This is a genomic window from Micromonospora sp. NBC_00898, from assembly GCF_045207895.1.
Taxonomy (GTDB): domain Bacteria; phylum Actinomycetota; class Actinomycetes; order Mycobacteriales; family Micromonosporaceae; genus Micromonospora.
This window is the reverse complement of the sequence record NZ_CP108775.1, coordinates 978,123-1,003,581: the sequence shown is the minus strand read 5'-3', so window position 1 is coordinate 1,003,581 and position 25,459 is coordinate 978,123. Positions and strand designations below refer to the sequence as shown.

At 69.0% G+C, this 25,459-nt stretch carries 28 protein-coding genes and 3 pseudogenes; 13 read left to right on the top strand and 18 right to left on the bottom strand.

Features of this window, described 5'->3' with window-relative positions; all coding sequences use genetic code 11:
* Positions 1-21: 21 nt before the first annotated feature.
* Positions 22-225, bottom strand: a complete 204-nt coding sequence (locus tag OG799_RS04725; protein ID WP_406043434.1) for a GNAT family N-acetyltransferase — start codon at positions 223-225, stop codon at positions 22-24.
* A gap of 262 nt (positions 226-487) precedes the next feature.
* Positions 488-808: a hypothetical protein gene (locus tag OG799_RS04720; RefSeq protein ID WP_406043432.1), complete on the bottom strand. Its 321-nt coding sequence runs from the start codon at positions 806-808 to the stop codon at positions 488-490.
* A gap of 251 nt (positions 809-1,059) precedes the next feature.
* Here OG799_RS04720 and OG799_RS04715 point away from each other — a divergent pair, with 251 nt between their 5' ends.
* From OG799_RS04715 to OG799_RS04685, 7 genes and pseudogenes are all read left to right on the top strand, one after another.
* Entirely contained in the window at positions 1,060-1,479 is a 420-nt protein-coding gene (locus OG799_RS04715; RefSeq protein WP_406043430.1) for an ASCH domain-containing protein, read from the top strand.
* Between the two features lie 432 nt (positions 1,480-1,911).
* Positions 1,912-2,262, top strand: coding sequence for a PadR family transcriptional regulator (locus OG799_RS04710; protein WP_406043428.1), 351 nt, complete (start codon positions 1,912-1,914; stop codon positions 2,260-2,262).
* Positions 2,259-3,179 carry a hypothetical protein gene (locus OG799_RS04705; RefSeq protein ID WP_406043426.1) on the top strand — a complete coding sequence of 307 codons (921 nt, stop codon included), beginning with the start codon at positions 2,259-2,261 and terminating at the stop codon, positions 3,177-3,179. The genes OG799_RS04710 and OG799_RS04705 overlap by 4 nt, the downstream gene beginning before the upstream one ends.
* 713 nt (positions 3,180-3,892) lie before the next feature.
* A pseudogene (locus tag OG799_RS04700) lies at positions 3,893-4,744 on the top strand (IS630 family transposase); the annotation flags it as partial.
* A 66-nt stretch (positions 4,745-4,810) separates the two neighbouring features.
* Positions 4,811-5,110, top strand: a complete 300-nt coding sequence (locus OG799_RS04695) for a transposase (RefSeq protein WP_406036412.1) — start codon at positions 4,811-4,813, stop codon at positions 5,108-5,110.
* Positions 5,107-5,991 (top strand): IS3 family transposase, encoded by an 885-nt coding sequence (locus tag OG799_RS04690; protein ID WP_406036413.1) that lies wholly within the window; start codon positions 5,107-5,109, stop codon positions 5,989-5,991. Before OG799_RS04695 ends, OG799_RS04690 begins: the two co-directional genes overlap by 4 nt.
* A 17-nt stretch (positions 5,992-6,008) precedes the next feature.
* A pseudogene (locus OG799_RS04685) lies at positions 6,009-6,269 on the top strand (IS630 family transposase); the annotation flags it as partial.
* A gap of 1,041 nt (positions 6,270-7,310) precedes the next feature.
* Here OG799_RS04685 and OG799_RS04680 read toward each other — a convergent pair.
* Positions 7,311-8,432 (bottom strand): alkaline phosphatase family protein, encoded by a 1,122-nt coding sequence (locus OG799_RS04680; RefSeq protein WP_406043424.1) that lies wholly within the window; start codon positions 8,430-8,432, stop codon positions 7,311-7,313.
* Positions 8,433-8,981: 549 nt separating this feature from the next.
* On the opposite strand from OG799_RS04680, the gene OG799_RS04675 reads away from it, so the two are divergent.
* Entirely contained in the window at positions 8,982-9,581 is a 600-nt protein-coding gene (locus OG799_RS04675; RefSeq protein WP_406043422.1) for a class I SAM-dependent methyltransferase, read from the top strand.
* Positions 9,582-9,629: 48 nt separating this feature from the next.
* Here OG799_RS04675 and OG799_RS04670 read toward each other — a convergent pair whose 3' ends face one another.
* From OG799_RS04670 to OG799_RS04625, 10 genes and pseudogenes are all read right to left on the bottom strand, one after another.
* Entirely contained in the window at positions 9,630-10,061 is a 432-nt protein-coding gene (locus OG799_RS04670; protein ID WP_406043420.1) for an OsmC family protein, read from the bottom strand.
* 183 nt (positions 10,062-10,244) lie between these two features.
* On the bottom strand, positions 10,245-11,093 hold the full coding sequence (gene lgt, locus OG799_RS04665; protein WP_406043418.1) for a prolipoprotein diacylglyceryl transferase: 849 nt from the start codon (positions 11,091-11,093) through the stop codon (positions 10,245-10,247).
* Positions 11,090-11,425 carry an STAS domain-containing protein gene (locus OG799_RS04660; RefSeq protein WP_406043416.1) on the bottom strand — a complete coding sequence of 112 codons (336 nt, stop codon included), beginning with the start codon at positions 11,423-11,425 and terminating at the stop codon, positions 11,090-11,092. Before OG799_RS04660 ends, lgt begins: the two co-directional genes overlap by 4 nt.
* A gap of 68 nt (positions 11,426-11,493) precedes the next feature.
* On the bottom strand, positions 11,494-12,027 hold the full coding sequence (locus OG799_RS04655; RefSeq protein ID WP_406043414.1) for a MarR family winged helix-turn-helix transcriptional regulator: 534 nt from the start codon (positions 12,025-12,027) through the stop codon (positions 11,494-11,496).
* A gap of 932 nt (positions 12,028-12,959) precedes the next feature.
* The gene (locus OG799_RS04650) at positions 12,960-13,187 is read right to left on the bottom strand and encodes a DUF2892 domain-containing protein (RefSeq protein WP_406043412.1); all 228 of its coding nucleotides are present in this window, start codon (positions 13,185-13,187) and stop codon (positions 12,960-12,962) included.
* A gap of 270 nt (positions 13,188-13,457) precedes the next feature.
* Positions 13,458-13,598 carry a hypothetical protein gene (locus OG799_RS04645; RefSeq protein ID WP_406046525.1) on the bottom strand — a complete coding sequence of 47 codons (141 nt, stop codon included), beginning with the start codon at positions 13,596-13,598 and terminating at the stop codon, positions 13,458-13,460.
* Positions 13,599-13,782: 184 nt separating this feature from the next.
* Positions 13,783-13,851, bottom strand: a pseudogene (locus OG799_RS04640) (OsmC family peroxiredoxin); the annotation flags it as partial.
* Between the two features lie 42 nt (positions 13,852-13,893).
* Positions 13,894-14,409, bottom strand: a complete 516-nt coding sequence (locus OG799_RS04635; RefSeq protein ID WP_406043410.1) for a DsrE/DsrF/DrsH-like family protein — start codon at positions 14,407-14,409, stop codon at positions 13,894-13,896.
* Positions 14,410-14,420: 11 nt separating this feature from the next.
* On the bottom strand, positions 14,421-14,735 hold the full coding sequence (locus tag OG799_RS04630; RefSeq protein WP_139582852.1) for a TusE/DsrC/DsvC family sulfur relay protein: 315 nt from the start codon (positions 14,733-14,735) through the stop codon (positions 14,421-14,423).
* Between the two features lie 5 nt (positions 14,736-14,740).
* Positions 14,741-15,973 carry an NAD(P)/FAD-dependent oxidoreductase gene (locus OG799_RS04625; protein ID WP_406043408.1) on the bottom strand — a complete coding sequence of 411 codons (1,233 nt, stop codon included), beginning with the start codon at positions 15,971-15,973 and terminating at the stop codon, positions 14,741-14,743.
* 285 nt (positions 15,974-16,258) lie between these two features.
* Between OG799_RS04625 and OG799_RS04620 the strand changes: the two genes are divergently transcribed.
* From OG799_RS04620 to OG799_RS04610, 3 genes are all read left to right on the top strand, one after another.
* Positions 16,259-16,732, top strand: a complete 474-nt coding sequence (locus tag OG799_RS04620) for a rhodanese-like domain-containing protein (RefSeq protein ID WP_406043406.1) — start codon at positions 16,259-16,261, stop codon at positions 16,730-16,732.
* Positions 16,729-17,079, top strand: a complete 351-nt coding sequence (locus tag OG799_RS04615) for a DsrE/DsrF/TusD sulfur relay family protein (protein WP_406043404.1) — start codon at positions 16,729-16,731, stop codon at positions 17,077-17,079. Before OG799_RS04620 ends, OG799_RS04615 begins: the two co-directional genes overlap by 4 nt.
* Before the next feature lie 253 nt (positions 17,080-17,332).
* The gene (locus tag OG799_RS04610; RefSeq protein WP_406043402.1) at positions 17,333-19,219 is read left to right on the top strand and encodes an aminotransferase class V-fold PLP-dependent enzyme; all 1,887 of its coding nucleotides are present in this window, start codon (positions 17,333-17,335) and stop codon (positions 19,217-19,219) included.
* A 379-nt stretch (positions 19,220-19,598) separates the two neighbouring features.
* Here the strand turns inward: OG799_RS04610 and OG799_RS04605 are convergent, their stop codons facing one another.
* A complete protein-coding gene (locus OG799_RS04605) occupies positions 19,599-20,111 on the bottom strand; it encodes a PIG-L family deacetylase (protein ID WP_406043400.1) in 513 nt (170 codons plus the stop codon).
* A 203-nt stretch (positions 20,112-20,314) separates the two neighbouring features.
* Here OG799_RS04605 and OG799_RS04600 point away from each other — a divergent pair, with 203 nt between their 5' ends.
* Complete coding sequence (locus tag OG799_RS04600; protein ID WP_406043398.1) at positions 20,315-20,518, top strand: DUF6767 domain-containing protein; 204 nt, start codon at positions 20,315-20,317, stop codon at positions 20,516-20,518.
* 143 nt (positions 20,519-20,661) lie between these two features.
* Here the strand turns inward: OG799_RS04600 and OG799_RS04595 are convergent, their stop codons facing one another.
* From OG799_RS04595 to OG799_RS04580, 4 genes are all read right to left on the bottom strand, one after another.
* Positions 20,662-21,567 carry a sulfite exporter TauE/SafE family protein gene (locus OG799_RS04595; protein ID WP_406043396.1) on the bottom strand — a complete coding sequence of 302 codons (906 nt, stop codon included), beginning with the start codon at positions 21,565-21,567 and terminating at the stop codon, positions 20,662-20,664.
* Complete coding sequence (locus OG799_RS04590) at positions 21,564-22,163, bottom strand: rhodanese-like domain-containing protein (RefSeq protein WP_406043394.1); 600 nt, start codon at positions 22,161-22,163, stop codon at positions 21,564-21,566. The genes OG799_RS04595 and OG799_RS04590 overlap by 4 nt, the downstream gene beginning before the upstream one ends.
* 89 nt (positions 22,164-22,252) lie before the next feature.
* A complete protein-coding gene (locus OG799_RS04585) occupies positions 22,253-23,653 on the bottom strand; it encodes a rhodanese-like domain-containing protein (RefSeq protein WP_406043392.1) in 1,401 nt (466 codons plus the stop codon).
* Between the two features lie 120 nt (positions 23,654-23,773).
* A complete protein-coding gene (locus tag OG799_RS04580; RefSeq protein ID WP_406043390.1) occupies positions 23,774-24,043 on the bottom strand; it encodes a metal-sensitive transcriptional regulator in 270 nt (89 codons plus the stop codon).
* A 150-nt stretch (positions 24,044-24,193) separates the two neighbouring features.
* Between OG799_RS04580 and OG799_RS04575 the strand changes: the two genes are divergently transcribed.
* The gene (locus OG799_RS04575) at positions 24,194-25,396 is read left to right on the top strand and encodes an FAD-dependent oxidoreductase (protein WP_406043388.1); all 1,203 of its coding nucleotides are present in this window, start codon (positions 24,194-24,196) and stop codon (positions 25,394-25,396) included.
* Positions 25,397-25,459 lie beyond the last annotated feature (63 nt).

The following is a 25,459-nucleotide window of genomic DNA, read 5'->3' as shown; positions in this document are numbered from 1 at the left end:
CCACAGCAGCGGCCTTCGGGCTCAGCGGACGATGACAAGGTTGGCCATGTCGACGACCGGCCGGGAGCCAAGGGCGGCGTAGATCTTGTTCGAGGTCGGGTTCGCCCGGTCGGTGAACAGGCAGACCCGCGCACCCTCGGCCTGGATCCGGCGGGAGACCTCGGCGCCCGCGTTGCTGGCCCAACCCCGGCCGCGCTGGCCGGGCGGCGTGTACACCGGACCCACTCGGGCCACCCCGAACGACGGTGGGTTGGCGCCGGTGAGATGCACCCGTTCCCCCGCCTCATTGACCCGCGGTCCGAGCGCCGGACGATCTGGTCGAGCCGTCAGGCTCAGCTGGGGTGGCGGCCCATCGCAGGGTACGGGTCACGGTTGGCTCTCACATTCATCGAAGATAGCGGTACTTCGATATAGACAGGTGTCGACCGTCATAGCAATGGTCTGCGAGCGAACAACTGCAAAACAGCCGTCTCGCCGGCGGTAGCTGTCAGTCTCTCGCCGCTGAAGCGGGCGGCCGGTACTGGTAGACCTCCGTGTCATCAAGCCTGTCAGCGAGGACGTAGACGTGCTCAACCGCGGGCGCCGCGAGGTGGCTCGCCCCGACGTAAACGCCCGTCTGAGGCAGCTTCACCACCGCCGGTGGACTGCCGTCGGCGGTCACCTCCACCGGCATCAGTCTCCCGTCGACCGGTCCACCCAGAAACCATGCCTCTACTGCCGCCACTGCCACTCGCGTTACAAGGCAGCAGATAAAGGCCAGAAGAAGCGGCAAGGCAGCCGGTACGCAGGCACACAGGATGACACCCATCGACAGTGTCTGACGGCCAGGACCAGGCTCCCCCCGACGGGGTCACTCCTTAGCGGGCAGGGAGCCGGCAGCAGCGGCGACCTGACATCAGTCGTTGACATCAACGGTGGCGGCCGAGGCCGGACGAGTGCGGACGGGTGCTGCCTCGGAGCCGAACCCCCGTGGACGTCAGCGGACGCTACGACCTTTGCCGAAAGCGCCTTGTAAGCGAGACGTCAGTCGCGGCTAACCGCTCGCGTACCCTTCCTGGCATGGACCTCGATGATCTTCCGCGGGCGGAGTTCGCGTTTCCCGGGCCGCTACGGGACAAACTGGTGGCCGCGATCCTATCCGGCGCGAAGACCACGACTTCCGCCCTGGTGCTCGGATACGAGCGCGCGAACGAGCCGCTGCCGGAGGTCGGCCAACGATCGGCGGTGGTGGACTCTGAGCACCTGCGGGTTGCGGTGATCGAGCTGACCGAGGTGCGGGTGGTCCGGCTGGCCGATGTCGACCTGCAACACGCCCTCGACGAGGGCGAGGGTGATGAGTCGGTGACGCAGTGGCGGGCGGGACACGAGACGTTCTGGCACAGCGCGGAAGTGCGCGCAGAGCTCGGCGACCCCGGCTTCACCGTCGATGACGACACGCTGGTGCTGACCCAGCGCTTCCGGCTGGTGCGCTGCGTCTGAGCAGACGCCGGCGGTTGTCCGATTTCCCGACGATGATCCGGGCGTCCGATGCTGCCCCCGATACGCTCCCCGAGTGTGAGCGATGGCGGGTAACGGCGGGACTCAGCGGGACTAGACAAGATCGGCCCCGGCCGCGTTTCTGCTGGTCAGGGGCCGTTCTCGCACCTGGTGGCGGGTAGAGGATTCGAACCTCTGTAGCTTTCGCGACGGATTTACAGAGCGCCAACGCCGCTGCGCTGACCAGCACAAACACCGTTCCGACCAGCATCGGCGACATGGCCGCGACACGAACTGCCGAAGGCAGTCGCCGCGCCGGAGGGTCCACAGGACTCGCGCCCGGCGTCGAGCGACAAACGCCATCCACTCCGCGTAGCTGCCGTCGCGCACATCGAGTCTTGACCTATGTGTCGATCATCTGCTTATGTTGACGGCATGACTGGTTCCTTCGCGTCGATGCGCGAACCTACCTACTTCATCTTGGCCGCGTTGCAGGACGAACCCTTGCACGGCTACGCGATCGTCAAGCGGGCGCAGGAGTTGTCCGGCGGGCGGGTGCGCCTCACGACGGGCACCCTCTACGCCGCTTTGGACCGGCTCACCGGTGAAGAGATGGTGCGGGTGGCCGAGGAGGCGGTGGTCAACGGCCGTGCCCGCCGCACCTACGAGCTGACCCAGCGAGGTATGTCCGCGCTGCGTGCGGAAGCAGAGCGGATGGCTGCGGCGGCGAGCGTCGTTCGTGACCGTTCCGTCCGCTCGATGGCGGGTTGGGTGGTGCCGGCATGATGACTGAGCTGGAGCGCCGTTACCGGTGGCTACTGCGGGCCTACCCCCGCGCCTACCAGCAGTATCGCGCCGACGAGATGCTCGAAACCCTGCTCGCCACGGCTGACGGCGAGCGGCGGCGGGCGAACCTTCGAGAAGCGGCGGCGCTCGTGGTCGGAGGGCTACGCGCCCGCACCGGTGTTGACCGTCTCGGCTCGCGATCGGCGCTGGGATACTCCGCGCTGCGACTGTCCGCGCTGTCCCTGCTCGTGTACGGCATGACGCTCTGGGCCGGGGGTCCGATCTCATTCTTGGCGACCATGCTGTCGAAGGGCCCGTACAAACCCGACACATGGTGGTTCATCGTCATTCCGGCGCTGCTGACCATCGCGCTTTTCGCTGCGGCGTGGGGTAGCTACCGACTGGCATTCGCTGCGGCGATATTGACCGTGGTCGCGCAACATTGGTCGGCAAATTGGTGGGACCAATCGTTCTGGTTCTGGTCGGTTCATAGCCTCCAGTACGCGATTGTTCCCCAGTTTTGGCCAGCGCTGCTGGCTTCGCTGGCCTTGCTACGACTGCTCCGCGCACCCCGAACGCCCGTGACCAAACCGTGGGCCTGGCCCGTCCTCGGGGCGCTGGCAGTCGTCGCTTTGACGCCGAGCCCGATCAACGGCTGGTCGGACGCACCACTGATGTCCCTGTACGCGTTCGCCGCACTGGCCGTCATCACCGCGCCCATCGATGCGCGGATGCCCATCGTCGCCTCGGTGCTTCTCCTGGCGCCAGCCTTGGCACAAGCCACCTACCAGCTCTACTTCAAACAAGCAGGGTGGAAACTAGAAACCTCCATCACCACGATCCTTATCCTCACGGCGATCATGGTGATCACGCTTGCAGCCGGCACAATCGCAGGCCGCCGCCAAGCCCGCATGTAGACACGGAAGCGCCCCGCCACCACTTCTCATGGATAGCCGGAAGCCGAGCCGGCCGCGGGACTGCTCGTCCAGATCGTGCAGCCAGTCGGTGATCGCGGCGAACGACGACGCGCCCGCCAGGACCGCCCGACCGCTCACGTACGCCCTCAGCGCCATGATCGACCTGCCCGATCTGTTCACAACGAGTCGCAACGGACTGGATTCAGCCGGACTCCGCAGGATCAACGACAACGGCCCCTGATCAGCATTCCTGCTGGCCAGGGGGGCCGCGCCTGCTGCTCTTGGAGCTCGTTACGCCCACGGCGTTCGGCTGCCCACCCGCCACACATCCTCATCTCGACAGATCAGGATGCCGAGCGGTAGCGGTCGCCGTCACGCTCCGCCACGCGCGGATCGCGGCATGAGAGTTCGGCCACGGGATATCGGATCGACCGAATCGGCTCTCCTCTGGCTCATGCTTGAAGTCGTGCACAAGCTGGTAAAGACGGGTGCCCCCGGCCAGGACGGTGATCAACAGTTGGAATGATGAGCTCGTGAGCGAGCCGGTGTTCCATTACCACCCCGATCCGTTGCCGGGGTTCCACAGATGCGGGGCGTTCTGGACATGAGGATCATGTGAAGGTGCAGGTCACAGGGCTGGCGGATAGCCGGAAAGCCGAAATTGCCTAGTGTTCTGTCTCGCAAATAGCTAGCCGTTTTAGTAGGCTCTGGACGTGACACGTGCTGCCGCACCACTGGTGCTCGAACCCGGCCAGCGGGAACTGCTGGAGTCTCTTGCCAAGTCGCGTACGGTCGAGCATCGGCTGGTGCAGCGGGCGCAAGTGCTGCTGCGCGCCGCGGACGGAATGTCCAACGCCGACAATGCGGTGCTGGCCGGGGTGACCCGGGTGACGGTGCGGGCATGGCGGTCCGAGTTCGCCGAGCGTGGGCTGGCCGATCTGGGCAGGGTCGCGCCGGGCCGTGGCCGTAGGGCGTCGATCCCGCAGGCCACGATCGACCAGATTGTGGAGTTGACGCTGCACTCGAAGCCGCAGGGGGCGACGCACTGGTCGTGCCGGTCGATGGCGGCCAAGGTCGGTGTGAGTCCGGCGACGGTGCAGCGGGTGTGGGACGCCCGAGGGCTCAAGCCGCACCTGGTCGAGACGTTCAAGCTGTCCAACGACAAGCGGTTCGAGGAGAAGCTCGTCGACGTCGTGGGCCTGTACCTGAACCCGCCGGACAAGGCGGTGGTCTTGTGCATGGACGAAAAGTCGCAGATCCAGGCCCTGGACCGCACCCAGCCGAGCCTGCCGCTCAAGCCCGGGCGGGCCGGCACCATGACCCACGACTACAAGCGCCACGGCACCACGACCCTGTTCGCCGCGTTGGATGTGCTGACCGGCAAGGTCATCGGCAAGTGCTTCGCCCGGCACCGGCACGACGAGTTCCTGCTGTTCCTCCGCACGATCGACACCTGCGTGCCCCGCAAGCTGCAGATCCACATGATCGTCGGCAACTACGGCACCCACACCCACCCCAACGTCAAGGCATGGCTGGCCAAGCACCCGCGTTTTCACCTGCACTTCTGAGCTTCCCCCCTCGGGCCGGACACCCTGATCCCTGGCAGATGAGCCAGGAGGAAGGATGCCCTGGTGGCACGTCCCTCGCAGTACACCGAGCAGTTCCGTAAGGACGCGGTGGCGTTGGTCCGTTCGTCGGACTCGCCGTTGCGGCAGATAGCCCGTGACCTGGGCGTCAACCATGAGACGCTGCGTGGTTGGGTCCGGGCCGAGGAGCGTAGGGAGGCCGGCGGCCGGTCCGCGGAGCCCGAGTTGACGCTCACCGAGCGCGAAGAGCTGCGCAAGCTGCGTGCTCGGGTGCGGGAGCTGGAGCTGGAGAAGGACATTCTCCGCAAGGCAGCCCAATATTTTGCCAAGGAGATGGGGCATTGACCAGCCGCTACCGCTTCATCTCCGCCGAGCGCGCCACCTACGGCGTCACGCGGCTGTGTCGAGTCCTGCGGGTGCGCCGCCAGGGCTTCTACGAGTGGTTGCACGCCGCGGAGGCCCGCGAGCAGCGTGAGCAGGACGAGGACGCGCTCGCTGCGGAGATCACCGCGATCCACGCGGCGCACCGACAGGCGTACGGGTCCCCGCGCGTGACGGTGGAGCTACGCCGGCGCGGCCGGCGGGTCAACCGCAAGAAGGTCGAGCGGATCATGCGTCAGCGCGGGATCGTGGGCTTCACGCGCCGGCGACGCCGATCGCTGACCAAGCAGGATGTGACCGCGCCACCGGCCCCGGATCTGCTCGGCAGGGGCTTCACCGCCGCCGCGCCGGGCGAGAAGCTGGTCGGCGACATCACGTACCTGCCCACCGAGGAGGGCTGGCTGTATCTGGCCACCGTCATCGACCTGCACACCCGCGAGGTGGTCGGGCACGCGATGGCCGAGCACATGCGCGCCGAGCTGGCCTGCAACGCGATCACCCTGGCCGCCCGCCGGGGCCTGACCGGCAAGGGCGCGATCTTCCACTCGGACCGCGGATCGCAGTACACCTCCACCGAGTTCCGCCGCTGCCTGCGCAGACATCGGCTACGGGCATCGATGGGCCGTACTGGATCTTGCTATGACAATGCGGCCGCGGAAAGCTTCTTCGCGACCCTGAAAACCGAGGTCGGCACCAAGGTCTGGCCCACCCGCGCCGCCGCTCGCCAAGCGGTCTTCGCCTACCTGGCCTACTACAACACAAACCGTCTACATTCGACCATTGGATACCGCACACCCACCGAGGCCCGCCTCGGGTATCGTCACACCCACGCCCTCGCAGCGTGAGAACCCCGGTGTCCGGTCCCGGGGTGGAAGCTCACTTCACCCCGACCAGCTCGTCCTGGCTCAACCTGGTTGAGCGCTGGTTCGCCGACCTGACCGAGAAGATGATCCGCCGTGGCGTGTTCCGCAGCATCGACGACCTCGTCGCCGCCATCGAGGAGTACCGGCGCATGCACAACGACGACCCGAAGCCGTTCGTGTGGACCGCCACAGCCGAATCGATCCTGGCCAAGGTCCGACGTGGACGAGTCGCCCTCCAGCAAACGGCTAGTCAAAACTGAGACAGAACACTAGGAGTCCGTACAGGACACACCGCCGTCTCATTCCGTTATCATGCCGCCCCGCAGAGTGAGTGCATAGATCTGCGGCCACCCCACGCGGCGAGCGAGCATCGCGGCTGGTCACGGGCGGCCGGCACCTTGATCGGCTGGTCTCCGCATCGACGCGTCCAAGCCAGCATCGATGGCGGCAGGCGAACCACTGCAGAGCCAGCCCGGCGACGTCGTGGTCGAGCGGCCCGGTCGCCGTTCATCCAAACCCGGTCGGCCCCACACGACCCTCGGAGGTTCAAGATCAAATTAGATGCCGTGGGGTGAGACGTGCTGGTAGGACCAATACGCAATGAGGCCTTACAGTACTGAGGGTTCTCGGAGGTGTCGGATTGACCGCTGCAGCGGACGATGACTCAGCGCGCCGGCTGCGCGTGTGGATGCACGCCTATCTGACCCTGTGTCGTTCGGAAACTCATCGCTGCTGGTCGGAGTGGGTGTGGCGCGCCACAACGGCCTGCTGCAACCCTGTCTAGTCTCCAGAGTTAGCGCGATGCGCGCTCCCAGATCAGATGGCCGGTGCGGCGCTCGCCGTTAAGGAACGCAGGCTCCGTCGGGCTGAGTTCTAGGCGTGAACCGTCCAGCCGGGCAACGCGGTGCTGAACCTGGCCGGCCCATCGAGCAGTACGCCAACAATCCGATCGAGGCCGATCACAGCCAGCTCAAGCACCGGTTTTGACCGATGCGCGGGCTTCGGACAACAAGACAGCGCAGGTGATCATCGCCGGCCACGCGTTCATGCAGAACCTCGGACGCGACACTACGAACTCGCCGTTGACGCCCCGCTGGCCACACGGGTCGCCGCGGCGTTCACCGAACTCGCCCTGGCGATCTGACCTCGGACCCGAGACGGGTTCAACACGTCCGCCGACCTCACAACGCAACGGCGCCCGATGGACCGCATGGACCCGGTGCAGGCCCGTCGAGGTTCCCGAGAACGACGACGGCCGGCACCGCGCCCGCAGGCGCGACGCCGGCCGTCGCCGGAACCGGTCAGTGCTGCAGGAACTCGTCCATCGTCTTTACCTGCGCGTGGTCGCTGGTGTAGCCGAGTTCCGGCAGACCCCAGGCGTCCTCGAGGGTGCGCAGCAGCGAGTAGTGGTTGTAGGCCACCTGGCTGACGTGGTGCTGCGGCTTGCCGCCGGTGACCACGATCGCGGGTACCTTGCCGCCGCCGTAGACGCCACCCGGCCAGCTGGGGCTGACGTCCTTGGCCCCGGCCGGCAGGACGGGGGAGTCGCAGCAGCCGGCCGGGGATTCCCAGCCGCCGTTGTTCGGGTCGGCGTTGTAGTCACCCTCATCGGCGACGATGAAGATCGCCGAATGCTCGGTCCACGCCTTGCCGTGCATGATCGTGGTGACCGCCTGCTTGACGAACGCGTCCGCCTTCTGCTTGAGGGCGGCGTCGTTGGCGTCGTCGCTGCTCGAACCGTACGCGCAGGGGGTCTCCGGCTGACCGTCGACGGGCGTGTAGACCCCGCCGTGCATGTCGTTGCACTGGTCCGGGGAGATGAACACGAAGTTCGGCGCGTGCCCCGAGTCGAGGTCGGCGGCAAGGTCCGAGTACGGCTTGACGTTGCTCATCCGTGCGGCGTCGTCCCGGATGTCGGGGAAGAGCACGAACGGATTGTGCTTCGAGGCGTACAGCGGGTTGCTCTTGCTCGGCCAGTAGTCGGCGAGCTTGTCGTTCGCCGGCATGGCTTCCATGTATCCGCCCCAGGTCAGGTGCGCCTGCTCGAGGGTGTCAACCAGGTTGGTGTGGTCGAAACGCTGGGTCGGATCGTCGGTGTTGGACCACCAGTTGGAGCCGCTGAGGGCGGCCACGTAGTTGGGCAGGCTGGGGTGGGTTACGCCGTAGTAGTTCTCGGCGTTGCCGTAGGTGTTGGCCAGCGAGGTCGTGAAGGGCGCGTTGGGGTCACCGACGACGCCCTGCTGGGAGTGGTTCTCCAGCATGATCACGAAGGCGCGGTCGAGCTTGACGCGCCCATCGTGGTCGTCGTGCTGGCCGTCGGCGGCCGCGCCGGTGCTGCCGCCGAGGGCGGCCACGACGGCAGCGGTAGCAGCGGCGGTGACCGCCGACAGCACGAGTCGGGTCTTGGAGACGGACAGGGGCATGGGTCTTCCCCTCACGGTAGGTCGATGACTAGCGGCTTCGGGATTCGCCCGGCGCCGGGGCTCGGACAGCCGGATCGTCCGACCGCGGCCGGTTCGCTCGCAGGGCGGCACCGGGCCCGACGGTGGACTTTGCGCGACGACGATGGCCGGCCGGCATCGTCGACGTGAACTGTGCCCGCCGCCCCGATGCACGTCATTGGTAGCACCGGTGGTCAACGTTTCCGGGCGCTGCCGTGCCTTGCCGGAGGTGCCGTCGCGCTAGGCGACGGAGCGCCGCGGGAGGTCTCGCGGATGAGCGGCGGAACGCGCAGCGTTTCACCGACGACGAGGGCCACGGCCTCGACCCGGTCCGGGTCACCGACCTCGGCCACCGCCCAGGCGCGACCGCGGCTGTCGTGGCCCGACGCCATCGTCGCGGCCGGTCGCACCCGGCCGCCACGGGCTCGGCGGCCCGCCGCTGGCCACCCCGGATCCGGCCGCCACGACGGCCGGGGCCGCCGATGCGAGGATCATCGACCCCGGAATCGCCTTCGTGAGAGGAGCAGCGCTGTGGACAGCCACGCGTGGGACACCCGGTACGCCACCAGTCCCGACCTGGTGTGGACCGCCGAACCCAACCGGTTCGTGGTCGAGGAAACCGCCGACCTGACACCCGGAAGGGCCTTGGACCTGGCCGCCGGTGAGGGACGCAACGCGATCTGGCTGGCCGAACACGGGTGGCAGGTCACCGCCGTCGACTTCTCCCCGGTGGCGATCGCACGGGGCCGGAACCTGGCCCGGCAGCGTGGTGTGCAGGTCGACTGGCAGGTCGCCGACCTCACCACCTACGAACCACCGGCCGACACGTTCGACCTGGTGCTCATCGCCTACCTGCACCTGCCCGCCGCCGACCTGGCCGCGATCCTGCACCGGGCAAAGCGTGCGCTGCGCCCCGGCGGCAGCCTGGTCCTCGTCGGCCACGACCGGGCCAACCTCACCGACGGGATCGGCGGCCCGCAGGACCCGACCGTGCTGCAGACACCCGAGACCGTCGTCGCCGAACTCGACGGCCTACGGATCCGCCGGGCCGACACCGCCCGCCGGCCCGTTCCCACCGACGGCGGCACCATCGACGCCCTCGACACCGTCGTGGTGGCGACCCGACCGTAGCGCAGCACCCGTGCTCACCGTCGTTACCAATCCGGACGCGTACCCGGCTCACCGCACGTCGATGACGATCTCCGGTGCCGTGACCAGGCTGTTGTGCACGGTGCAGTGCGACGCCACAGCCAGCAGACCCTCCCGGCGCGCCGGCGGGAACCCCTCGGGTGCCCGTACCGACAGGTGCACCCCGGCCACCCGGGCGGGCCTGTCCGACGCCATGCGGAAGTCCACTGACACGCCGAGTCCGTCCCGGCTCAGGCCGTGCCGTGTCAGGTACTGGCCGGCGTAGAAGCCGACACAGGTGGCCAGCGACGCCACGAACAACTCCACCGGCGTCGGCGCCTCGTCGCCGCCGCCGGCCTCCGGCGGCTGGTCCACCCGGATCCGGTGCCCGCGGACCACCACCTCGTACGACTCACCGGCCACGAACGTGACATCCATGCTGGCGGTGTCCTCGGCCGCGGTAGCGGCCCGTACCTGGCCCATACGATCGCCTCCTTGGCGCGGTGTACCCCTCGCCATCCAGCCAACACCGGCGACCGCCGCGCGGGCAGATCCACTCGGCTCCCGGCCCGGGACCTTCGTCCTTATGGACCAGCGACCACTGGCGGCCACCGCGGGGTGGTGCGGGAAGAGCGCGGACCGGGGCGCACACCGCCGGCCACGAGGTCACCGGTTGAGGGCCGGGTCTCCGTCCTGTTCCCCCGGGTCGCCACCGCCGTCGTGGCCCCGGCGGCCACCGATCATCAGGTAGGTGACGGCGCCGAGGAACACCACCAGCGACGTCCAGGTGTTCAGCCGTAGCCCGAGGATGTGGTTGGCGTGGTCGACGCGCAGCGCCTCCACCCACGCCCGACCCGCGGTGTAGGCGGCGACGTAGAGGGCGAACAGCCGCCCGCGGGTGAGCCGGTAGCGCCGGTCCGCCCAGATCAGTAGGCCCGCGACGGCGAGGTTCCACAGCGATTCGTACAGGAACGTCGGGTGGTACAGCGCGACGTCGGGTGTGTCCGGCGGGCGGTGCGCGGGGTCGATCCGCAGCGCCCACGGCAGGCTGGTGGGGCGGCCGAACAGTTCCTGGTTGAAGTAGTTGCCCCAGCGGCCGATCGCCTGCGCGACGGCCAGCCCGGGAGCCAGGGCGTCGGCGAACGCGGCGAGGCTGATGCGGCGGCGGCGGCAGCCGATCCAGGCGCCGACCGCGCCGAGGGCGACCGCACCCCAGATGCCCAGGCCACCATCCCAGATGTAGAGGGCCCGAACCGGATCCTGGCCCGCGGTGAAGTACAGCTCCGGGTCGGTCACGACGTGGTACAGCCGGCCCCCGACGACGCCGAAGGGCACCGCCCAGACCGCCACGTCGAGCACGTCGTCGGCGCGCCCGCCCCGGGCGCCCCACCGCCTCTGGGTGACCAGCACCGCGACCACGATGCCGGCCAGGATGCACAGCGCGTACGCCCGCACCGGCAGCGGCCCGAGATGCCACACCCCACGAGCGGGACTCGGCAGGTAGCTCAGCGTCACCGCCGCACTCCCCCCGGGGCCGTCGCCGCCAGGATGTCCTCGCCGCCGGCGAGAGCCATCCGCCGCCGTACCTGCTCAGCGGCCCGAACGATCGTCACCGGCGTCCCGCCCCGGCACGCGTCCAGAGCGGCCGCGGTGACCGCAGCCGCGGCGGCGGCCTCGATGTCCACCAGATCCGCGAAGTCCAGGCGAACCTCCCAGGGGCGCCCGCGCAACGCCCGGTCAAACGCGGCACGGAAGGTCCCCACGTCGGCGCCGCGCATGGGTCCGCGTAGCAACAGCACCACGACGCCAGCGGACAGGAACGTCATCGTGATCGACAAGGACGCCATGGGATCCTCCACCTCGGAGTTGACCGGCCGGTCGTGCGGGGGGTGCGGCCGTACCCGCCTCGGGACCGTCAGTCGGACATCTCACCCCGTGGGCCCGGCGGAGGGGTGTCGGCAAGCTGGTCGACGGCCTCCGCCAGGGCCCCCAAGGCCGGTGTGGCGCGGGCCAGGGCGGTGCGCTGGGCCGGCGTCAGAACGGAGACTGCCAGGTTGAGCACCGCGCTGTTGGTGGCCTGCCAGGCGTGCACAGCCCGCAGCCCGTCGTCGGTGACGGCGAGGCTGACCGCCCGCCGGTCGCGGTCGGCGCCAGCCCGCCGAGTGATCATGCCCTGCGTGGTGAGTGCGTTGACCAGCGTGGTCAGCGTGTTCGGCCGCATGTTCAGCAGGCGGGCCAGCTCACTCGGCCGGGCGCCGGGATGTTCGGCCAGGCTGGCCACCACCTCCAGTTGGGCGACCGACAACTGGTTGCCCGGGTCGGCGACCCGGGCGCCGCGGCGCAGCGCCCGACGCAGGCGACCGATCGTGTCGGCCAGTTCCCCGACCGGCGCCTGCGGGCGCCCCGCCGCTGACTTTTCCAGGCGCGGCGGGTTCGGGCGCTCACGCATGGCGGACTCCTGGCTGCGGGGTGTCGATCGGCAGGTCACCGGGGACCCGGCGGCTGCTGGGGAGCTGACGCGGCTGCCCGCAGGGCAGCCACCGGTGGTTCTGTAGCAGAACGAGAGAGTACCCGACTACCTCCGGTACGGTGACTCCAGGCCGGGTCATCGGCTGCAACAAGAAGGCTCGTCAGGGCCGGTGTGAGGTTCGTCGGACGTAGAGAGCGTGGTCCGGCTCCCCAGGGGCGCGGACCGCGGGTTCGGTGATGTACCTGCGAAGCGCCTACCTTCTCGCCGCGTGGCCCGACTGGTGCGGCACCGGTGACCGGGGTCCTCGGCGGCGACAGGCAGATCCGGACAGGGCCACGCACGCGACAACTGCGGCATGCCGCGCACCTGTCCGCCCACGCGCGGGCCCGACTCTGGTGCGCCATCACCAGGGCACCCGGTGTCGGCCTGCACGGGCTGCAGGTAAAGGACCGACTCGCCGGCCGGGCAGGGTAGGCGTCCTCGACGCGGCCGAACTCGACACCCTCACACCGTTGCTCGACGCCCAACGGCTCAGCGAGCCCCGGATGCGGGAGTTCATCGCCGGGATCCCCGGACGGCCCGCCAGCCCGACGGACACGTGGGCGCCGCGCAGCGCTCGCCGATAGCCTGCCGCTCGGGCTCAACAGGCCCCGGTCCAGGGGTCCAGGGCGGCACCGGGCCATCGTGTCCAACGCGGCGCCGATGCCAGATGCGGTGATCCCTCCGACATCCTCCAGTCGGGCTGGATGAGCACACGCTCGCTGCTCCAGCGCGGTTCCAGCACAGGGGCAATGAGCACACGACCAAGGGCACCGCGAGGACAGCGCGGCCCGTACCGCGGGTGTATGTTGTGCCCGCACCGGCTCAGACGGTTTCCCCCGTGATCGTCTGAGCCGGTTCTCCAGACGCCATCATCTCTTGACTGTGTCCGCGCGGAACCGGCGACCGGAGAGCGGCCGGTGGAAAAGCGGCCCCAGTGTGCAGATGTCGAGTATGCCGGTGGCCAGCGGCAGCAGGCCTATCACGGCCAGCGCCCACCACCAGCCGCCGAGTGAAGCGCCGGTAAGAATCAGCGCCAGCCCGAGGACGACGCGGATGACCCTGCCTGGCTGGGAGTAGAGGAACCGCAGGAACGGCATATAACCACACCCTAACCAATTAACGATGATACACCCTATTTAGGGGTTTCAGCTTACCTTCTAATAGGTTCACGGCGGTGGGCTCCGCCTCTTGCTCCGTCGTCCTCGCCCTCGACCAACGCATCGCCGCCCGTCGACGACCTCATCACCGAAAACCTCGACCAACACCCGCTCGCACTGATCGTCGGCAGTCTGCCCGGCATGGGCACCTGCTCACCGCCGAACTCCTCGTCCACGCCGCCGGCATGACCGAGTCAGCGGCGAGCAACCTCACCACGTCGGGTGGAAGATCTCCAACGCCAGCGAGGCGAGCACGTACCTCCAGGTCGGGGTGCCGGGCGAGGCGGCGAGCCCACTCTGGCCGGCCGTTGCCCTCGCCAAGCAGAGCGAGCAGTACCGCCACGTCGTCAAGCTCGATGTCCCCCCGGTCGAGCAGTCCGCGGCGGGCAAGCCGAACCGCAACGTCCGATCCGCCACGGGCGGCGAGCAGCCTTCGGTGGGCCCGGGTGAGGTCGTCCCGGTCGGTGAGCAACTCGCACAGCGGCGGGTCGGCCCGGCGAACGAACAGGTCGAGCAGGTCAGACGGCAGCGCCTGGTTCACCGTGACACGGATAGCGGCGACCCGCGCCGGCCGGTCGGTAGCCATGTCGAAGCGTGCATGAACCGACCCGGCCGGCTGCATGTGGCTCCTGTTCCGGTTGTCGGGTCAGATGAACAGCAGTTGGGCGCCTTCGGTCTTCTCGATGAAGTCGGCGGCGCTGATGATGCCCTCGACCTCCTCGTAGAGGTCGGCTTCGGTCAGATGCATCATGTCGGCGGACATGCGGCAGGCCCATAGGTGTCCGCCGGAGGCGACAATCTGCTCGAGGAACTCGGGCACCTCGGGCACGCCGACGTCGGCGATCTGCTTTTTCATCATGTGGGTGGCCATCGCGGTCATGCCGGGGATGCCGCCCAGGCCCTGGGGCAGGTGGGTGGCGGTGTTGCCCAGCGGGGTGAACTTCAGATCGTGCATCCGCGACTTGGTGATCACGTCGAAGCCCCAGAAGGTGAAGAACAGGTGCGTGTCCACGCCTTCGCCGAGCGCGGCGTTGGCGAGGACCAGTCCGGGGTACGCCATGTCGAGGTTGCCCTTGGAGCAGATGATGGCGAGCTTGCGCCCGGTCGCGGTGTCGTCGTCAAAGTTCGGCACGATCGCCGGCGCAGTGTTCACTGTGGTCATTGTTCGTCTCCTCACACGCAGCCGTGGGGCTTGGGCAGGCCGGCGATGTAGGCCATCTTCTTGGCCGGCTTCTTGGGGAACAGGGTGAACAGTTCCTTGGTCGGGATACCGCCCACGACCGTCACGCGACGCAGCGTCGCCGTTTCGCCCTTGGTGCGGTAGTCGTCCCGCAGGAACCGGATGGCCTTCCAGTGCGCGTCGGTCAGGTCGATACCGATCTGCGCGGCCAGTTGCTTGGCCAGGTCCTCGTCCCACTCGTCGTAAACGGTGAGAAAGCCTTCCTCGTCGACGTGGACGTCACGGCCGGCGATGGTGGTGACAGGCATGGTGGTCACTCCTCGGGGTGTTTGCCGGCCATGGACATGTGCGCCGGCAGCGGGATGGGTCGCCCGGGAAGCAGCAGGTTCCAGTACATCCAGCGGAACGCGAGCTTGCCCCAGTGGTTTACCTCGGACTCTTTGAGCAGGCTGAACGGACCGACCCCGGGCAGCGGGTAGCGGCCGGGCAGCGGTTCGGTGTCGTAGTTGAAGTCGATCAGGAGCGCCTTGCCGTCGCCGGACTCGACGAAGCAGTTGGCGTGTCCGTCAAAGCTCCCGGTCATCGGCTCGTCGCGCACGTGCCGCAGAAAGTTCTCGGTGAACACCTCCACCGAAAAGTGCGCGACCGACCCGGCCTTCGACGCCGGAATGTCGCTGGCGTCGCCGAGGGCGAAGATGTTCGGGTACGCCTTGGCCAGCAGCGTGTGCTTGTCCACCGGCACCAGGTTGAGCTCGTTGCCCAGCCCGGAGCGGGCCACGTACTCGGCGCCCATGTTCAACGGAACGGTGACCAGCAGGTCGAACTGGATCTCCCGTTCGTCGTAGGAGACCAGGGTCTTGTCGTCGACCCGTTCGACCAGGAAGTCCGTCTCCACCGCGATCTTGCGCTCGTCCAGCATGGAGCCGAGCCGTTTCGACGCGATCGGCTTGGTGAACGCGCCGGGTAGCGGCGTGACATACGTCAGCTCCACCCGGTCACGCATACCGCGCTGCCGGAAGTACGCGTCGGCGAGGAACGTGAACTCCAGCGGCGCGACTGGGCACTTGATCGGCATGTCCACGATGTGCACCACCAGCCGGCCGTTGTCGAAGCCCTCCATCGCTTTGGCTAGGGCCACCGCGCCGTCGAAGGTGTAGAAGTCGAAGATGCTCTTGCGCCACTGACCGCCGTCGAGCAAGCCGGGCGTCTGGTCCGGCTGCGGCTGCACACCTGTGGCGATGACCAGGTAGTCGTACGGCAACCGGCGCCCGTCGGCCAGCAGGACCTCGTTGCCGCCCGGCGCGACTCGGTCGACCTCCCCGCGCACGAGATCCACCCCGTCCGGGATGAACCGCTGCCGCGGCTTGACGATCTCTTCCGGCGAGTAGACACCGAATGGAACGAACAGGTAGCCAGGCTGGTAGAAGTGCCGGTCACTCTGGTCGACCACAGTGATCTGCCATTCCTCCTTGTCCAGGCGGCGGCGCAGCTTGTTGACCACCATCGTGCCCGCCGTACCGGCGCCCAGTACCAGTAGCCGTCTCATCTCGACCTCCTCCTATACCCCCGACGGTATGGGGTTTGCGAAGATCGCCGTAGAGACTGAAGTCCCGACCGTGCGGGCCGACCGGGACCGGTCGAACACCCCGAGCGGCGACGGCCTCAGGCCAGGGACAGGAAGTGCTGCCCCTGCTGGGCTTCCTCGCGGCCGGTCTCGTCGGGACCCGCCGCGAGGGCACCCGGATCTGGTACTCCCTGGCAGGCGACGACGTCGCCGCGCTGTTCGCGAACCTATGCAGCGTCGCGCAGCGGCATCGACCGCACACCGAGCATGCGCGCCGCGCCTACCTCGGCCCGGACGACACCGAGCAGATCTCCCGTCGCAGACCTGCTCCGCCGGGCCGAGGCCGGCGACGTCGTCGTCCTCGACGTCCGACCGGCACCGGAGTACGCCGCCGGGCGCCTGCCCGGTGCGGTTTCCATTCCACTAGAGGAACTGGAGGACCGTCTCGCCGAGCTGCCTGAGGACCGGGAGGTGATCGCCCTACTGCCGCGGTGCCTACTGCGCCCTGGCCCACGACGCAGTCCGGCTACTCACCGCCCAAGGCCGGCGGGCACGACGCGCCACCGACGGCGTGCTGGAATGGCGAGTGGCCGGTCTGCCCGTCCAGGCCGTCGCCGCCTGAACCCGGCTAACGACTTCTCGGCCACCAGACCTGTTCGGCATGGTCACCAGGGGAAGTTCTGCATTAGGGGCCTTTCGCCCTACTCGGTCAGTCACCAGCGATGTCTACTGGCGGCATGAAGGTGCTGCTCATCATCAACGGCCCGGCCTACGGCTCCGACGAGACGTTCAACGCGATACGGCTCGCCCTAGCCCTAGCCAGGCGCGAAGACACCGAGGCCCGCGTGTTCCTCATGGGTGACGCAGTCACCTGCGCAGTTGCCGGACAGAAGACCCCGGACGGCTACTACACCCTGGACCGCATGCTGAAGTCCTTCGCCCGCCACGGCGGAAAAATCGCCTGCTGCGGAACCTGCATGGACGCCCGCGGCCTGACCAATGAGCACCTCATTCCCGAGGCATCCCGGTCCTCGATGGATGAACTTGCCGCTTGGACAGTCGCGGCCGAGCAGGTCCTCACCTTCTGACGATGCGTCTCCTACGAATCCCAGTGCTGGGGCGTCAGCTTGGGCGGTGACGACCCTGGCGGCAGGCCCAAGTCCTTCGCATCAGAGCCGGGCCGGATCGACCACTGGTGCCGGATGAATTTCCGGAGGCGCGGAAGCCCGCGTCGCTGGCTGTGGCGTCGCACTGCACCCTGCACTACGCCCTGGCCCCGCCTCCGGCGGTCACCATCGACCTGCTCTGACTCAACGCAATCTCAGGGAAAGGTAGCGCGACGTGGGCACAACCAACGATCCGGCCGCCGCCAACCACACCGGTCCATCGCTGGCACGGATCCGCGAAGGAATCATTGGTGAGGGCGAGGTGCTGGACTGCCCCTACGGGGCGCGGCGTATCACCTACGCCGACTACACCGCCTCGGGTCGGTCCTTGGATTTCATTGAAGACGCCATCCGCGAGTGGGTGCTGCCCCACTACGCCAACACCCACACCGAGAGCTCCGGCACGGGCTTGGCGACCGGGCGGCTGCGGGAGGATGCCCGGCGGATCATCCACGACGCCGTCGGCGGGACCGACGCCCACGCGGTGATCTTCTGCGGTTCGGGTGCCACCGCGGCGGTCAACAAGCTGATCGGGATCCTGGAGCTGCGGCTGCCCGACGGGCCGTCGCGTCGCTACCGACTCCTCGAGCGCATCCCGCCGGAGCAGCGGCCGGTGGTTTTCGTGGGTCCTTACGAACACCACTCCAACGAGTTGCCGTGGCGGGAGACGTACGCCGACGTGGTCGTCATCGGCGCGGACGCCGACGGGCACATCGATCAGGCGGACCTCGCGGCGCAGCTGGCTCGTTACGCTGAGCGTCGGCTGCGTATCGGCAGCTTCTCGGCGGCCTCCAACGTCACCGGCATCCTGTCCGACGCTGACACGATCGCGGCGCTGTTACACGCGCACGGGGCGCTGTCGTTCTGGGACTACGCCGCGGCCGGCCCGTACGTGCCGATCCGGATGGGTGAGTCGGCGCCGGGAGCCGGCGACGGCAAGGACGCGGTGTTCCTGTCCCCGCACAAGTTCGTCGGCGGCCCGCAGACACCCGGCGTCCTGGTGGTGCGCCGCGATCTGATCCGAAACCGGGTACCGACCGCCCCCGGCGGTGGCACGGTGGCGTTCGTCGACCCGATCGGCCACCGTTACCTCGACGACCCGATCGCCCGGGAGGAGGCTGGCACTCCTGCGATCGTCGAATCGATCCGGGCGGGACTGGTGTTCGCCCTCAAGCAGGCCGTCGGCACCGACATCATCCAGGCCAGCGAGGAGCGGCTGTGGTCGCGGGCGCTGCACCGCTGGTCGGACAACCCGGCGATCGAGGTGCTGGGCAACCCGCAGGCTCGCCGCCTGTCGATCGTTTCACTGCGGATCCGCCACGGGGCACGCTACCTGCACCACAACTTCGTCGTAGCGCTGCTCAACGACCTGTTCGGTATCCAGACCCGCGGCGGGTGCTCCTGCGCCGGGCCGTACGGGCATCGCCTGCTGGCAATCGACGCGGAACACTCGCACGCGCTCCGGGACGAGATCGGCCTCGGCTGTGAGGGGATCAAACCCGGCTGGACCCGGATCAACTTCAACTACTTCATCTCTGACGCGGTCGCCGACTACCTCATTGACGCGGTCGACCTGGTCGCCAGGTACGGGCACCGGCTGCTGACCGACTACCGCTTCGACGCCCGCACCGGGCTGTGGCGCCACCACCGTGGCCCCGCTCAGCCGCCGCTGCGCCTCGCCGACCTGAGCTACCTGCTCGACAGCGCGTCAACGCGGCCCGGGCGGCGGGATCGGGCCGGCGAGGACGCCCTGACCGGCTACCTGCGCGATGCGCGGGAGATCCTCGCCGCCCGGCACGATCAAGTCGACCAGGGTGCCACCGGCCTGCCGGCTGACTTCGAAGCGCTGCGCTGGTTCCACCTGCCCCCGGCATGCCTGGCGCCGGCCGACCTGGCCGCGCCCGATCAAGGGGCGACGGCGACGACCGGCTGGGCCGGCCGTGCGGGCCGCGACATCCCGGGGCCGAGCGGGTTGAGCGGCGACGAACGTGCGGAGCTGACCCGGTGCCGCCCCGAGGGCAACGGCCGTAGCGGCATTCAGCGGTCCTGGGCGCTCCGGTAAGCCCTAGCGGAAACGGCCGACTGGGCGGCCGACCGCTTGAGGAGGCTGCGGGCTGCGTGATGGGTCGCAGCGGATCGGATTCGATGCCGGTCGACCCTTACCGGCCCGGGGACACGGGATCCGTGGCGGCCGGGTGGCCGCCGTCTTGCGCGACGCGTACCGGCGCTGACGGCGCCTCAATGGGTGACCACAGGCGGGCAGACGCACCCTGATGCCGTACGGCGTGATGTCGTTTCCGTCGGCGTCGATGGTTGGATCAGTCGCAGGTACTCGCGGTCGCCGAGTAGTTCCAAGCGGCGGCGGAGCACTGGATTGTCGATGGTCTGGCTGCGGTGGCGGGCGATGGCGTCAGCTTGGAGCTGGCGGCGCACGACGAGCGTCACGTGCAGTTCGGCCGGGTCGCGTCGGTTGAAGGTCGTACCGAGTTCGACATTGAGCTGCTCCGCGACCGGCCGGGGCACTGTCCAGGCCAGGACCGGCAGGCCGGCTGTGCCTGCGGCGGCCAGGGCGGCCTGGGTGGCGTGGTGGTGGTCGGGGTGCCCGGTAACCCGCCGAGGTCGAAGACGAGCAGGAGGCTGGGGCGTTCCTCGCTGATCAGTCGCAGGATGTGGTCACCCAGCTCATCAAGGGGTACGGCGGCGAGATTGCCGTCGGGGTAGTCGTGCAGCTCGACCCGGGACAGGCCGAGCGTGGCACTGGCGTCGTTCAGCTCCCGTGACCGGATCACCACCAGCTGCCCGGGGCTGCCCTGCAGGGTGGAGGCCTCGCCGTGGGTGAAGCAGACCACGCTCGCCCGGGCACCGTGGACGATCAGCTCTTCCAACACGGCGCCGAGACCGAAGGACTCGTCGTCGGGATGGCCACCACGGCCAACACACCCGTGACGTGCCACGGGAGTTTCGGCGCGGCGTCGGTGGTCGAAGGCGTCATGGCGGTCGCCTCTTCAGCCCTCTCTATACCCCCTGCGGTATAGCACGATGTACCCGCTCATCGCTGGGCTCGCCGCCAATCGCTGGCTCGTGCGGCGATTCCTGTCCTGGATGAGGTGACAATCGGCCCATGTCACGGGCGCCGCCGCGGGGCATCGTTGCTGACATGACGCCTCGGACGCCAACCAGGTTGGATGCGAAATGCCCGCTACGACCCGGTGAGCCGTGCACCCTCTGCCAGCTCAACGTCACCGGCCCGCAGGACTGCCCCCTGGTCTACCTGGTGATGCGAGACGACGAGCTGCGCGAGGGTCTGCGCCGCTCCCAACTGGCCGCCGCCGAGCGGCACCCGAATCGACCAACGGGGTAAGCCGGACGGATTCCCGACCGCTGCAGAGCGAGCCCCGCCGCGCGGCAGCGGCGGCTTCCCCGGGACTCCGCGCCGAGGTAGGGCAGGCGTAGACAGGTGAGGGGCGCCCGGACCTGCCGGGCGCCCCTCGCGGTCGCAGGGGCTCAGTGGCGGGACGAGGATCCAGCCGGCGCCGGGGTGACCGGCTCGCACTGCGGTTCCGGCTTCCTCCGGCTGCGCAGCACGGTCACCGCCACGGCGATCGCGGCGGCGACGCCGACGCCGGTCCAGAGCAGCGGGTTGGTCCGCACCTCCGCGGGGAGCTGCTGGGCGAGGACGAACACGCCCATCACCACGACGAACCAGCCGAACGCCTTGCGCAGGACGTCCGCCGGGATCTTCCCGGCGAGCCGTCCCCCGGCGACGCTGCCGATGATGGCGGCGGCGGTGACCGCGGCGGCCAGGCCCCAGTTGATGCTGACGCTGGAGAGGTAGCCGGCCAGGCCGGCGAAGGACTTCATCGCGATGACGACCAGGGAGGTGCCGACCGCGACGGGCATGGGCAGGCCGCCGAGCAGGGAGAGGGCGGGCACCACCAGGAAGCCGCCGCCGGCGCCGACCAGCCCGGTGACCAGCCCGACGACGATGCCGTCGAGGATCACCCGCGGCACCGGAAGCTCGTGCGGCACCGGCTTGCCCTCGGCGGCGCGCCGGCCCCGGATCATCGCGACCGCGGTGGCCAGCATCATCACGGCGAACCCGGTGAGCAGGAACCCGGCCGGGATGAACTCGGCCAGCCGGCCGCCCGCGTAGGCGCCGGTCATGCCGGCGAAGCCGAAGATCAAACCGGTACGCCAGCGGACCCGTCCCGCCCGGGCGTGCGGGAGCACACCGACGGCGCTGGTGGCGCCGACGACGAGCAGCGAGGTGGCGATGGCCTCCTTGGCGGGCAGGTCGGCGACGTACACCAGCAGCGGCACGGCGAGGATGGATCCGCCGCCGCCGAGCAGGCCGAGGCTGACGCCGATGAGGACGGCCAGTCCGATGGTCAGTGCCAGGGTCGCGGTCATGCCCGCCCCCCTGCGCTCTCCCGCAGCTGGCCGACGATCGTGTCCAGGTCGCAGCTAGCGCCCCGGTTGTACGGCAGCTTGCCCAACATCATCCCCATCGCGCAGGTGTTGGTGACGGCGGCGAAGGTGAGGCCTGCGCCGATGAAGCCGGCGACCCACTTCAGACCCGGCACGAACACCGAGCCGACGACGCTGGCGAGCACGATCGAACCGGCGACCAGACGGACCTGCCGCTCCAGGTCCCAGCGCTGGGCGCCCTGCTTGACCGGTGCGTTGGCCGCCTGCCAGGCCATGATGCCGCCGTTGAGGACCTTCAGGTTGGGCAGACCGGTCTCGGCGAGGGCCTGCTGGGCCTGACCGGCGCGGGCGCCGGAGCGGCAGATCAGCACGACGTCCTCGTCGAGGTGGTTGCGCAGCTCGGCGCGGTGTTCCTTGAGCAGGTCCAGCGGGACGTTGTACGAGCCGGGGATGTGCGAGGTCTCGAACTCCGCCGGGGTGCGCACGTCGAGCAGGCGGGGGGCCTGCCCGGAGTCGATCAGCTCGCGCAGGCTGGTGGCGTCGAGGGTGGCCGGGCGAGTGGTTTCGGAAGTGCTCATTTCTCCTCGTTCAGGAACAAACCGCCATGGCTGGCGGCAGGGTGGGGGCCGGCCGGCGCGGAGGTGCGCCGGCCGGATACGGGTACGGGTCAGGCCTGGTGAGCCATGGCGACGCCCGCCGCCTCGGCCTGGTCGAACTTGTCGTCGATGACGACCACCTCGCGGCCGGCGTTGGCCAGCAGCGACGCCGCAGCGGTGGCGCGGTAGCCGGAGCCGCAGTGCACCCAGACGGCGCCGGCGGGTACGTCGGCGAGCCCCTTGGGCAGGTCGGGCAGCGGGATGTGCACCGCACCGTCGATGTGGCCGGAGCGCCACTCGTTGGTCATCCGCACGTCGAGGACGACGTCCGCGGCCGGGAGGCCGGCGGGGACGTTGCCCGCGCGGGCCGCCGCGAGGGCCGGGAAGTCGGCCAGCCGCAGCTCCCGCAGCTGATCCGGGGTCGCCGCCCACTGTTCGGCCTCGCCGGTGGCCTGCGCGGCGGGCCGGTCGATGCCGATCCGGACCAGCTCCCGCTGGGCGTCGGCGACCTGCTCCGGCGTCTCTGCGAGCAGGGTGATCGGTACGCCCCAGTCGATCAGCCAGCCGAGCCAGGTCGACATCGGGCCGTCGAGGCCGAGGCTGACCGTGCCGGCCAGGTGCGAGGCGGCGTACGCCTTGCGGTGGCGCAGGTCGACCACCCACTGTCCGTCGGCGATGCGCTCGCGCAACTGCGCGGCGTCGGCCCGGGTCACCGGGCTGAGGTCGACCGGCGCGGGTCCGGCGAAGTTGGCCACGCCCATGTGGGCGTAGTACGCCGGGTAGGCGTCGAGACCGGCCAGGGTCTCGGTCACGAACTCGTCTGCAGCCAACTTGAGGGCGGGGTTCGCCTCCTTCTCCCGGCCGATGGTCGACTCGGGCGCGTCGGACTGGCTGGCCGAGCAGAAGCTGCCGAACCCGTGCGTCGGCCACACCTCGGCGCCGTCGGGCAGCAGGTCGGCGAGGCGCTTCGCCGAGGCGTGCTGGTGGTGGGCGAGCTCGTGGGCGTGCTCCTTGCCGAGCAGGTCCGTGCGCCCGGTCGTGCCGAACAGCAGCGACCCGCCGGTGAAGACACCCGCCGGCTGCCAACCGCCGTCGGTGGCCTCGTCGAGGACGTACGACAGGTGGTGGAAGGTGTGGCCCGGCGTCGCGATCACCCGGAGCTGCATGGAGTCGGACACCGGAACCTGGTCACCATCGGAAACCGGCATCCGGTGGAACCCGACCTCGTCGGCCGCAGCCACGAGGTAGTGCGCCCCGGTCACCCGGGCCAGTTCCAGCCCGCCGGAGACGTAGTCGTTGTGGATGTGCGTGTCCACCACATGCGTGATCCGCACCCCCTTCTCGCCGGCCAGGTACAGGACCCGATCGATGTCGCGCTGCGGGTCGACCACGATCGCCACCTGCCCGTCCGAAGCCAGATAGCTCCGGTCACCCAGGGACGACGTCGCGATAACAGACACCTCAACTGTCACTGCCGTTCTCCTTTCAAAACCCGCATACCCGGGGGGTATAGGGGAGACACGGTCCTGCCCGCTCATGTCCAACGGTTACCCGCCCGCGTCGCCGTCAAGCAGCACGGGCGGGTCGGCCGCTCAGGCGAGTGCCAGGAAGAGCTTCTCCAGCTCCTCCTCGGTCATCTCCGGCGCCTCTCCGCGCTCGCGGGCGGCCTCGCAGTACCGCATGCCCGAGGCGATGATCTTGTATCCGGCGCGGTCGATCGCCTTCGACACCGCGGCCAACTGGGTCAGCGCCTCGCGGCAGTCCTGACCGCTCTCCATCATTTCGATGACCGCGTTCAGCTGTCCCCGCGCCCGCTTGAGCCGGGTCAGCGCCTCACTGGTCATTTCAGGTCGAAGATTCATCGCCCCACCTCTCGCGCTCCACCATACCCCGGGGGGTACGGATCCGCGACGGGATACCCCCACGGGTATGGTTAACCTCGAAAGTCGCCGGCGCATTCTCCGCCTTGGCGGGCGCCCCGGCGACTGCCCTTCTCGTACCTGGGAGGTTCCATGACTGCGGTCCGGCATCATCAGGTGGTCATCGTCGGCGGCGGCACCGCCGGCATCAGCGTGGCCGCGCGACTCTGCCGCCAGGGCGTCAGCGACATCGCCCTGGTCGAGCCCTCCGAGCACCACTACTACCAACCGCTCTGGACCCTGGTGGGAAGCGGCCTCGCCACGGCGGGCGAAACCGTACGGCCGCAAGGCAAGCTCATCCCCAAGGGCGTGACCTGGATCCGGGACCGGGCGGCCGGCGTCGACCCGGACAACCGGACCGTCACGCTCGCCGGCGGCGACACAGTCGCCTACGACCAGCTCGTCATGGCCCCCGGCCTGCAGCTCGACTTCGACGCCGTGCCCGGCCTGGCCGAATCGGTCGGGCGGAACGGGGTGTCGAGCAACTACCGGTACGACCTCGCACCACACACCTGGGAGTTCATCCGGAACGTACGCGGCGGCACGGCGATCTTCACCATGCCGGCCGGGCCGATCAAGTGCGGCGGCGCTCCCCAGAAGATCGCCTACCTGGCCGCGGACTGGTGGCGCCGCCAGGGGCTGCTGGACGCGACCCGGATCATCATGGTGCTGCCCACACCGACCATCTTCAGCCAGCCGGACTGGGCGAAGGCACTGGAAAAGGTTGTCGCGGACTACGGCATCGAGGTCCGCTACGAGTCCCAACTGGTCGAGGTCGACGGCGACAGCCGGCGTGCGGTCATCCTCGACAGCAAGTCCGGCACCAAGGAGAGCATCGACTACGACCTGCTGCACGCCGTACCGCCACAGAGCGCCCCGGCCTGGCTCAAGGACAGCGCCCTCGCCGATCCCGCCAGCCCATTCGGCTACCTGGCAGCTGACCAGTACAACCTCCAGAGCACCCGGTGGCCGTACGTCTTCGCGCTCGGTGACGTGGCGAACCTGCCCACATCCAAGACCGGAGCTGCCATCCGCAAGCAGGCCCCGGTGGTGGTGGCCAACATGCTCGCCGCGCGCCGGAGCGAGCAACTGCCGGCCCGCTACGACGGCTACACCTCCTGCCCGCTGGTCACCGCCCACAACCGGATGCTGCTGGCCGAGTTCGACTACGAGCTCAAGCCGAAGCCCAGCTTCCCGTTCATCAACACGATGAAGCCGCGCTACGACGTGTGGCTCCTCAAGCGGCACGGGCTACCGGCGATGTACTGGCACGGCATGCTGCGCGGCCTCGCCTAACCGGCTCGGCACGGCTTTGCCGAATCACCCACGCCGGTCGTTCACGGCCGGCACCATCTCACC

What these genes read in the sequence shown, in the direction of transcription:
- OG799_RS04670 (WP_406043420.1), bottom strand. Translation starts at nt 10,061, where the DNA reads ATGGGCCAGGTACGGGCCGCTACCGCGGCCGAGGACACCGCCAGCATG.
- OG799_RS04595 (WP_406043396.1), bottom strand. Translation starts at nt 21,567, where the DNA reads ATGACCGCGACCCTGGCACTGACCATCGGACTGGCCGTCCTCATCGGC.
- OG799_RS04625 (WP_406043408.1), bottom strand. Translation starts at nt 15,973, where the DNA reads ATGAGACGGCTACTGGTACTGGGCGCCGGTACGGCGGGCACGATGGTG.
- OG799_RS04590 (WP_406043394.1), bottom strand. Translation starts at nt 22,163, where the DNA reads ATGAGCACTTCCGAAACCACTCGCCCGGCCACCCTCGACGCCACCAGC.
- OG799_RS04705 (WP_406043426.1), top strand. Translation starts at nt 2,259, where the DNA reads ATGATGACTGAGCTGGAGCGCCGTTACCGGTGGCTACTGCGGGCCTAC.
- OG799_RS04660 (WP_406043416.1), bottom strand. Translation starts at nt 11,425, where the DNA reads ATGGCGTCCTTGTCGATCACGATGACGTTCCTGTCCGCTGGCGTCGTG.
- OG799_RS04710 (WP_406043428.1), top strand. Translation starts at nt 1,912, where the DNA reads ATGACTGGTTCCTTCGCGTCGATGCGCGAACCTACCTACTTCATCTTG.
- OG799_RS04715 (WP_406043430.1), top strand. Translation starts at nt 1,060, where the DNA reads ATGGACCTCGATGATCTTCCGCGGGCGGAGTTCGCGTTTCCCGGGCCG.
- OG799_RS04655 (WP_406043414.1), bottom strand. Translation starts at nt 12,027, where the DNA reads ATGCGTGAGCGCCCGAACCCGCCGCGCCTGGAAAAGTCAGCGGCGGGG.
- OG799_RS04650 (WP_406043412.1), bottom strand. Translation starts at nt 13,187, where the DNA reads ATGCCGTTCCTGCGGTTCCTCTACTCCCAGCCAGGCAGGGTCATCCGC.
- OG799_RS04630 (WP_139582852.1), bottom strand. Translation starts at nt 14,735, where the DNA reads ATGCCTGTCACCACCATCGCCGGCCGTGACGTCCACGTCGACGAGGAA.
- OG799_RS04600 (WP_406043398.1), top strand. Translation starts at nt 20,315, where the DNA reads ATGACGCCTCGGACGCCAACCAGGTTGGATGCGAAATGCCCGCTACGA.
- OG799_RS04635 (WP_406043410.1), bottom strand. Translation starts at nt 14,409, where the DNA reads ATGACCACAGTGAACACTGCGCCGGCGATCGTGCCGAACTTTGACGAC.
- OG799_RS04575 (WP_406043388.1), top strand. Translation starts at nt 24,194, where the DNA reads ATGACTGCGGTCCGGCATCATCAGGTGGTCATCGTCGGCGGCGGCACC.
- OG799_RS04720 (WP_406043432.1), bottom strand. Translation starts at nt 808, where the DNA reads ATGGGTGTCATCCTGTGTGCCTGCGTACCGGCTGCCTTGCCGCTTCTT.
- OG799_RS04615 (WP_406043404.1), top strand. Translation starts at nt 16,729, where the DNA reads ATGAAGGTGCTGCTCATCATCAACGGCCCGGCCTACGGCTCCGACGAG.
- OG799_RS04580 (WP_406043390.1), bottom strand. Translation starts at nt 24,043, where the DNA reads ATGAATCTTCGACCTGAAATGACCAGTGAGGCGCTGACCCGGCTCAAG.
- OG799_RS04620 (WP_406043406.1), top strand. Translation starts at nt 16,259, where the DNA reads ATGCGCGCCGCGCCTACCTCGGCCCGGACGACACCGAGCAGATCTCCC.
- OG799_RS04680 (WP_406043424.1), bottom strand. Translation starts at nt 8,432, where the DNA reads ATGCCCCTGTCCGTCTCCAAGACCCGACTCGTGCTGTCGGCGGTCACC.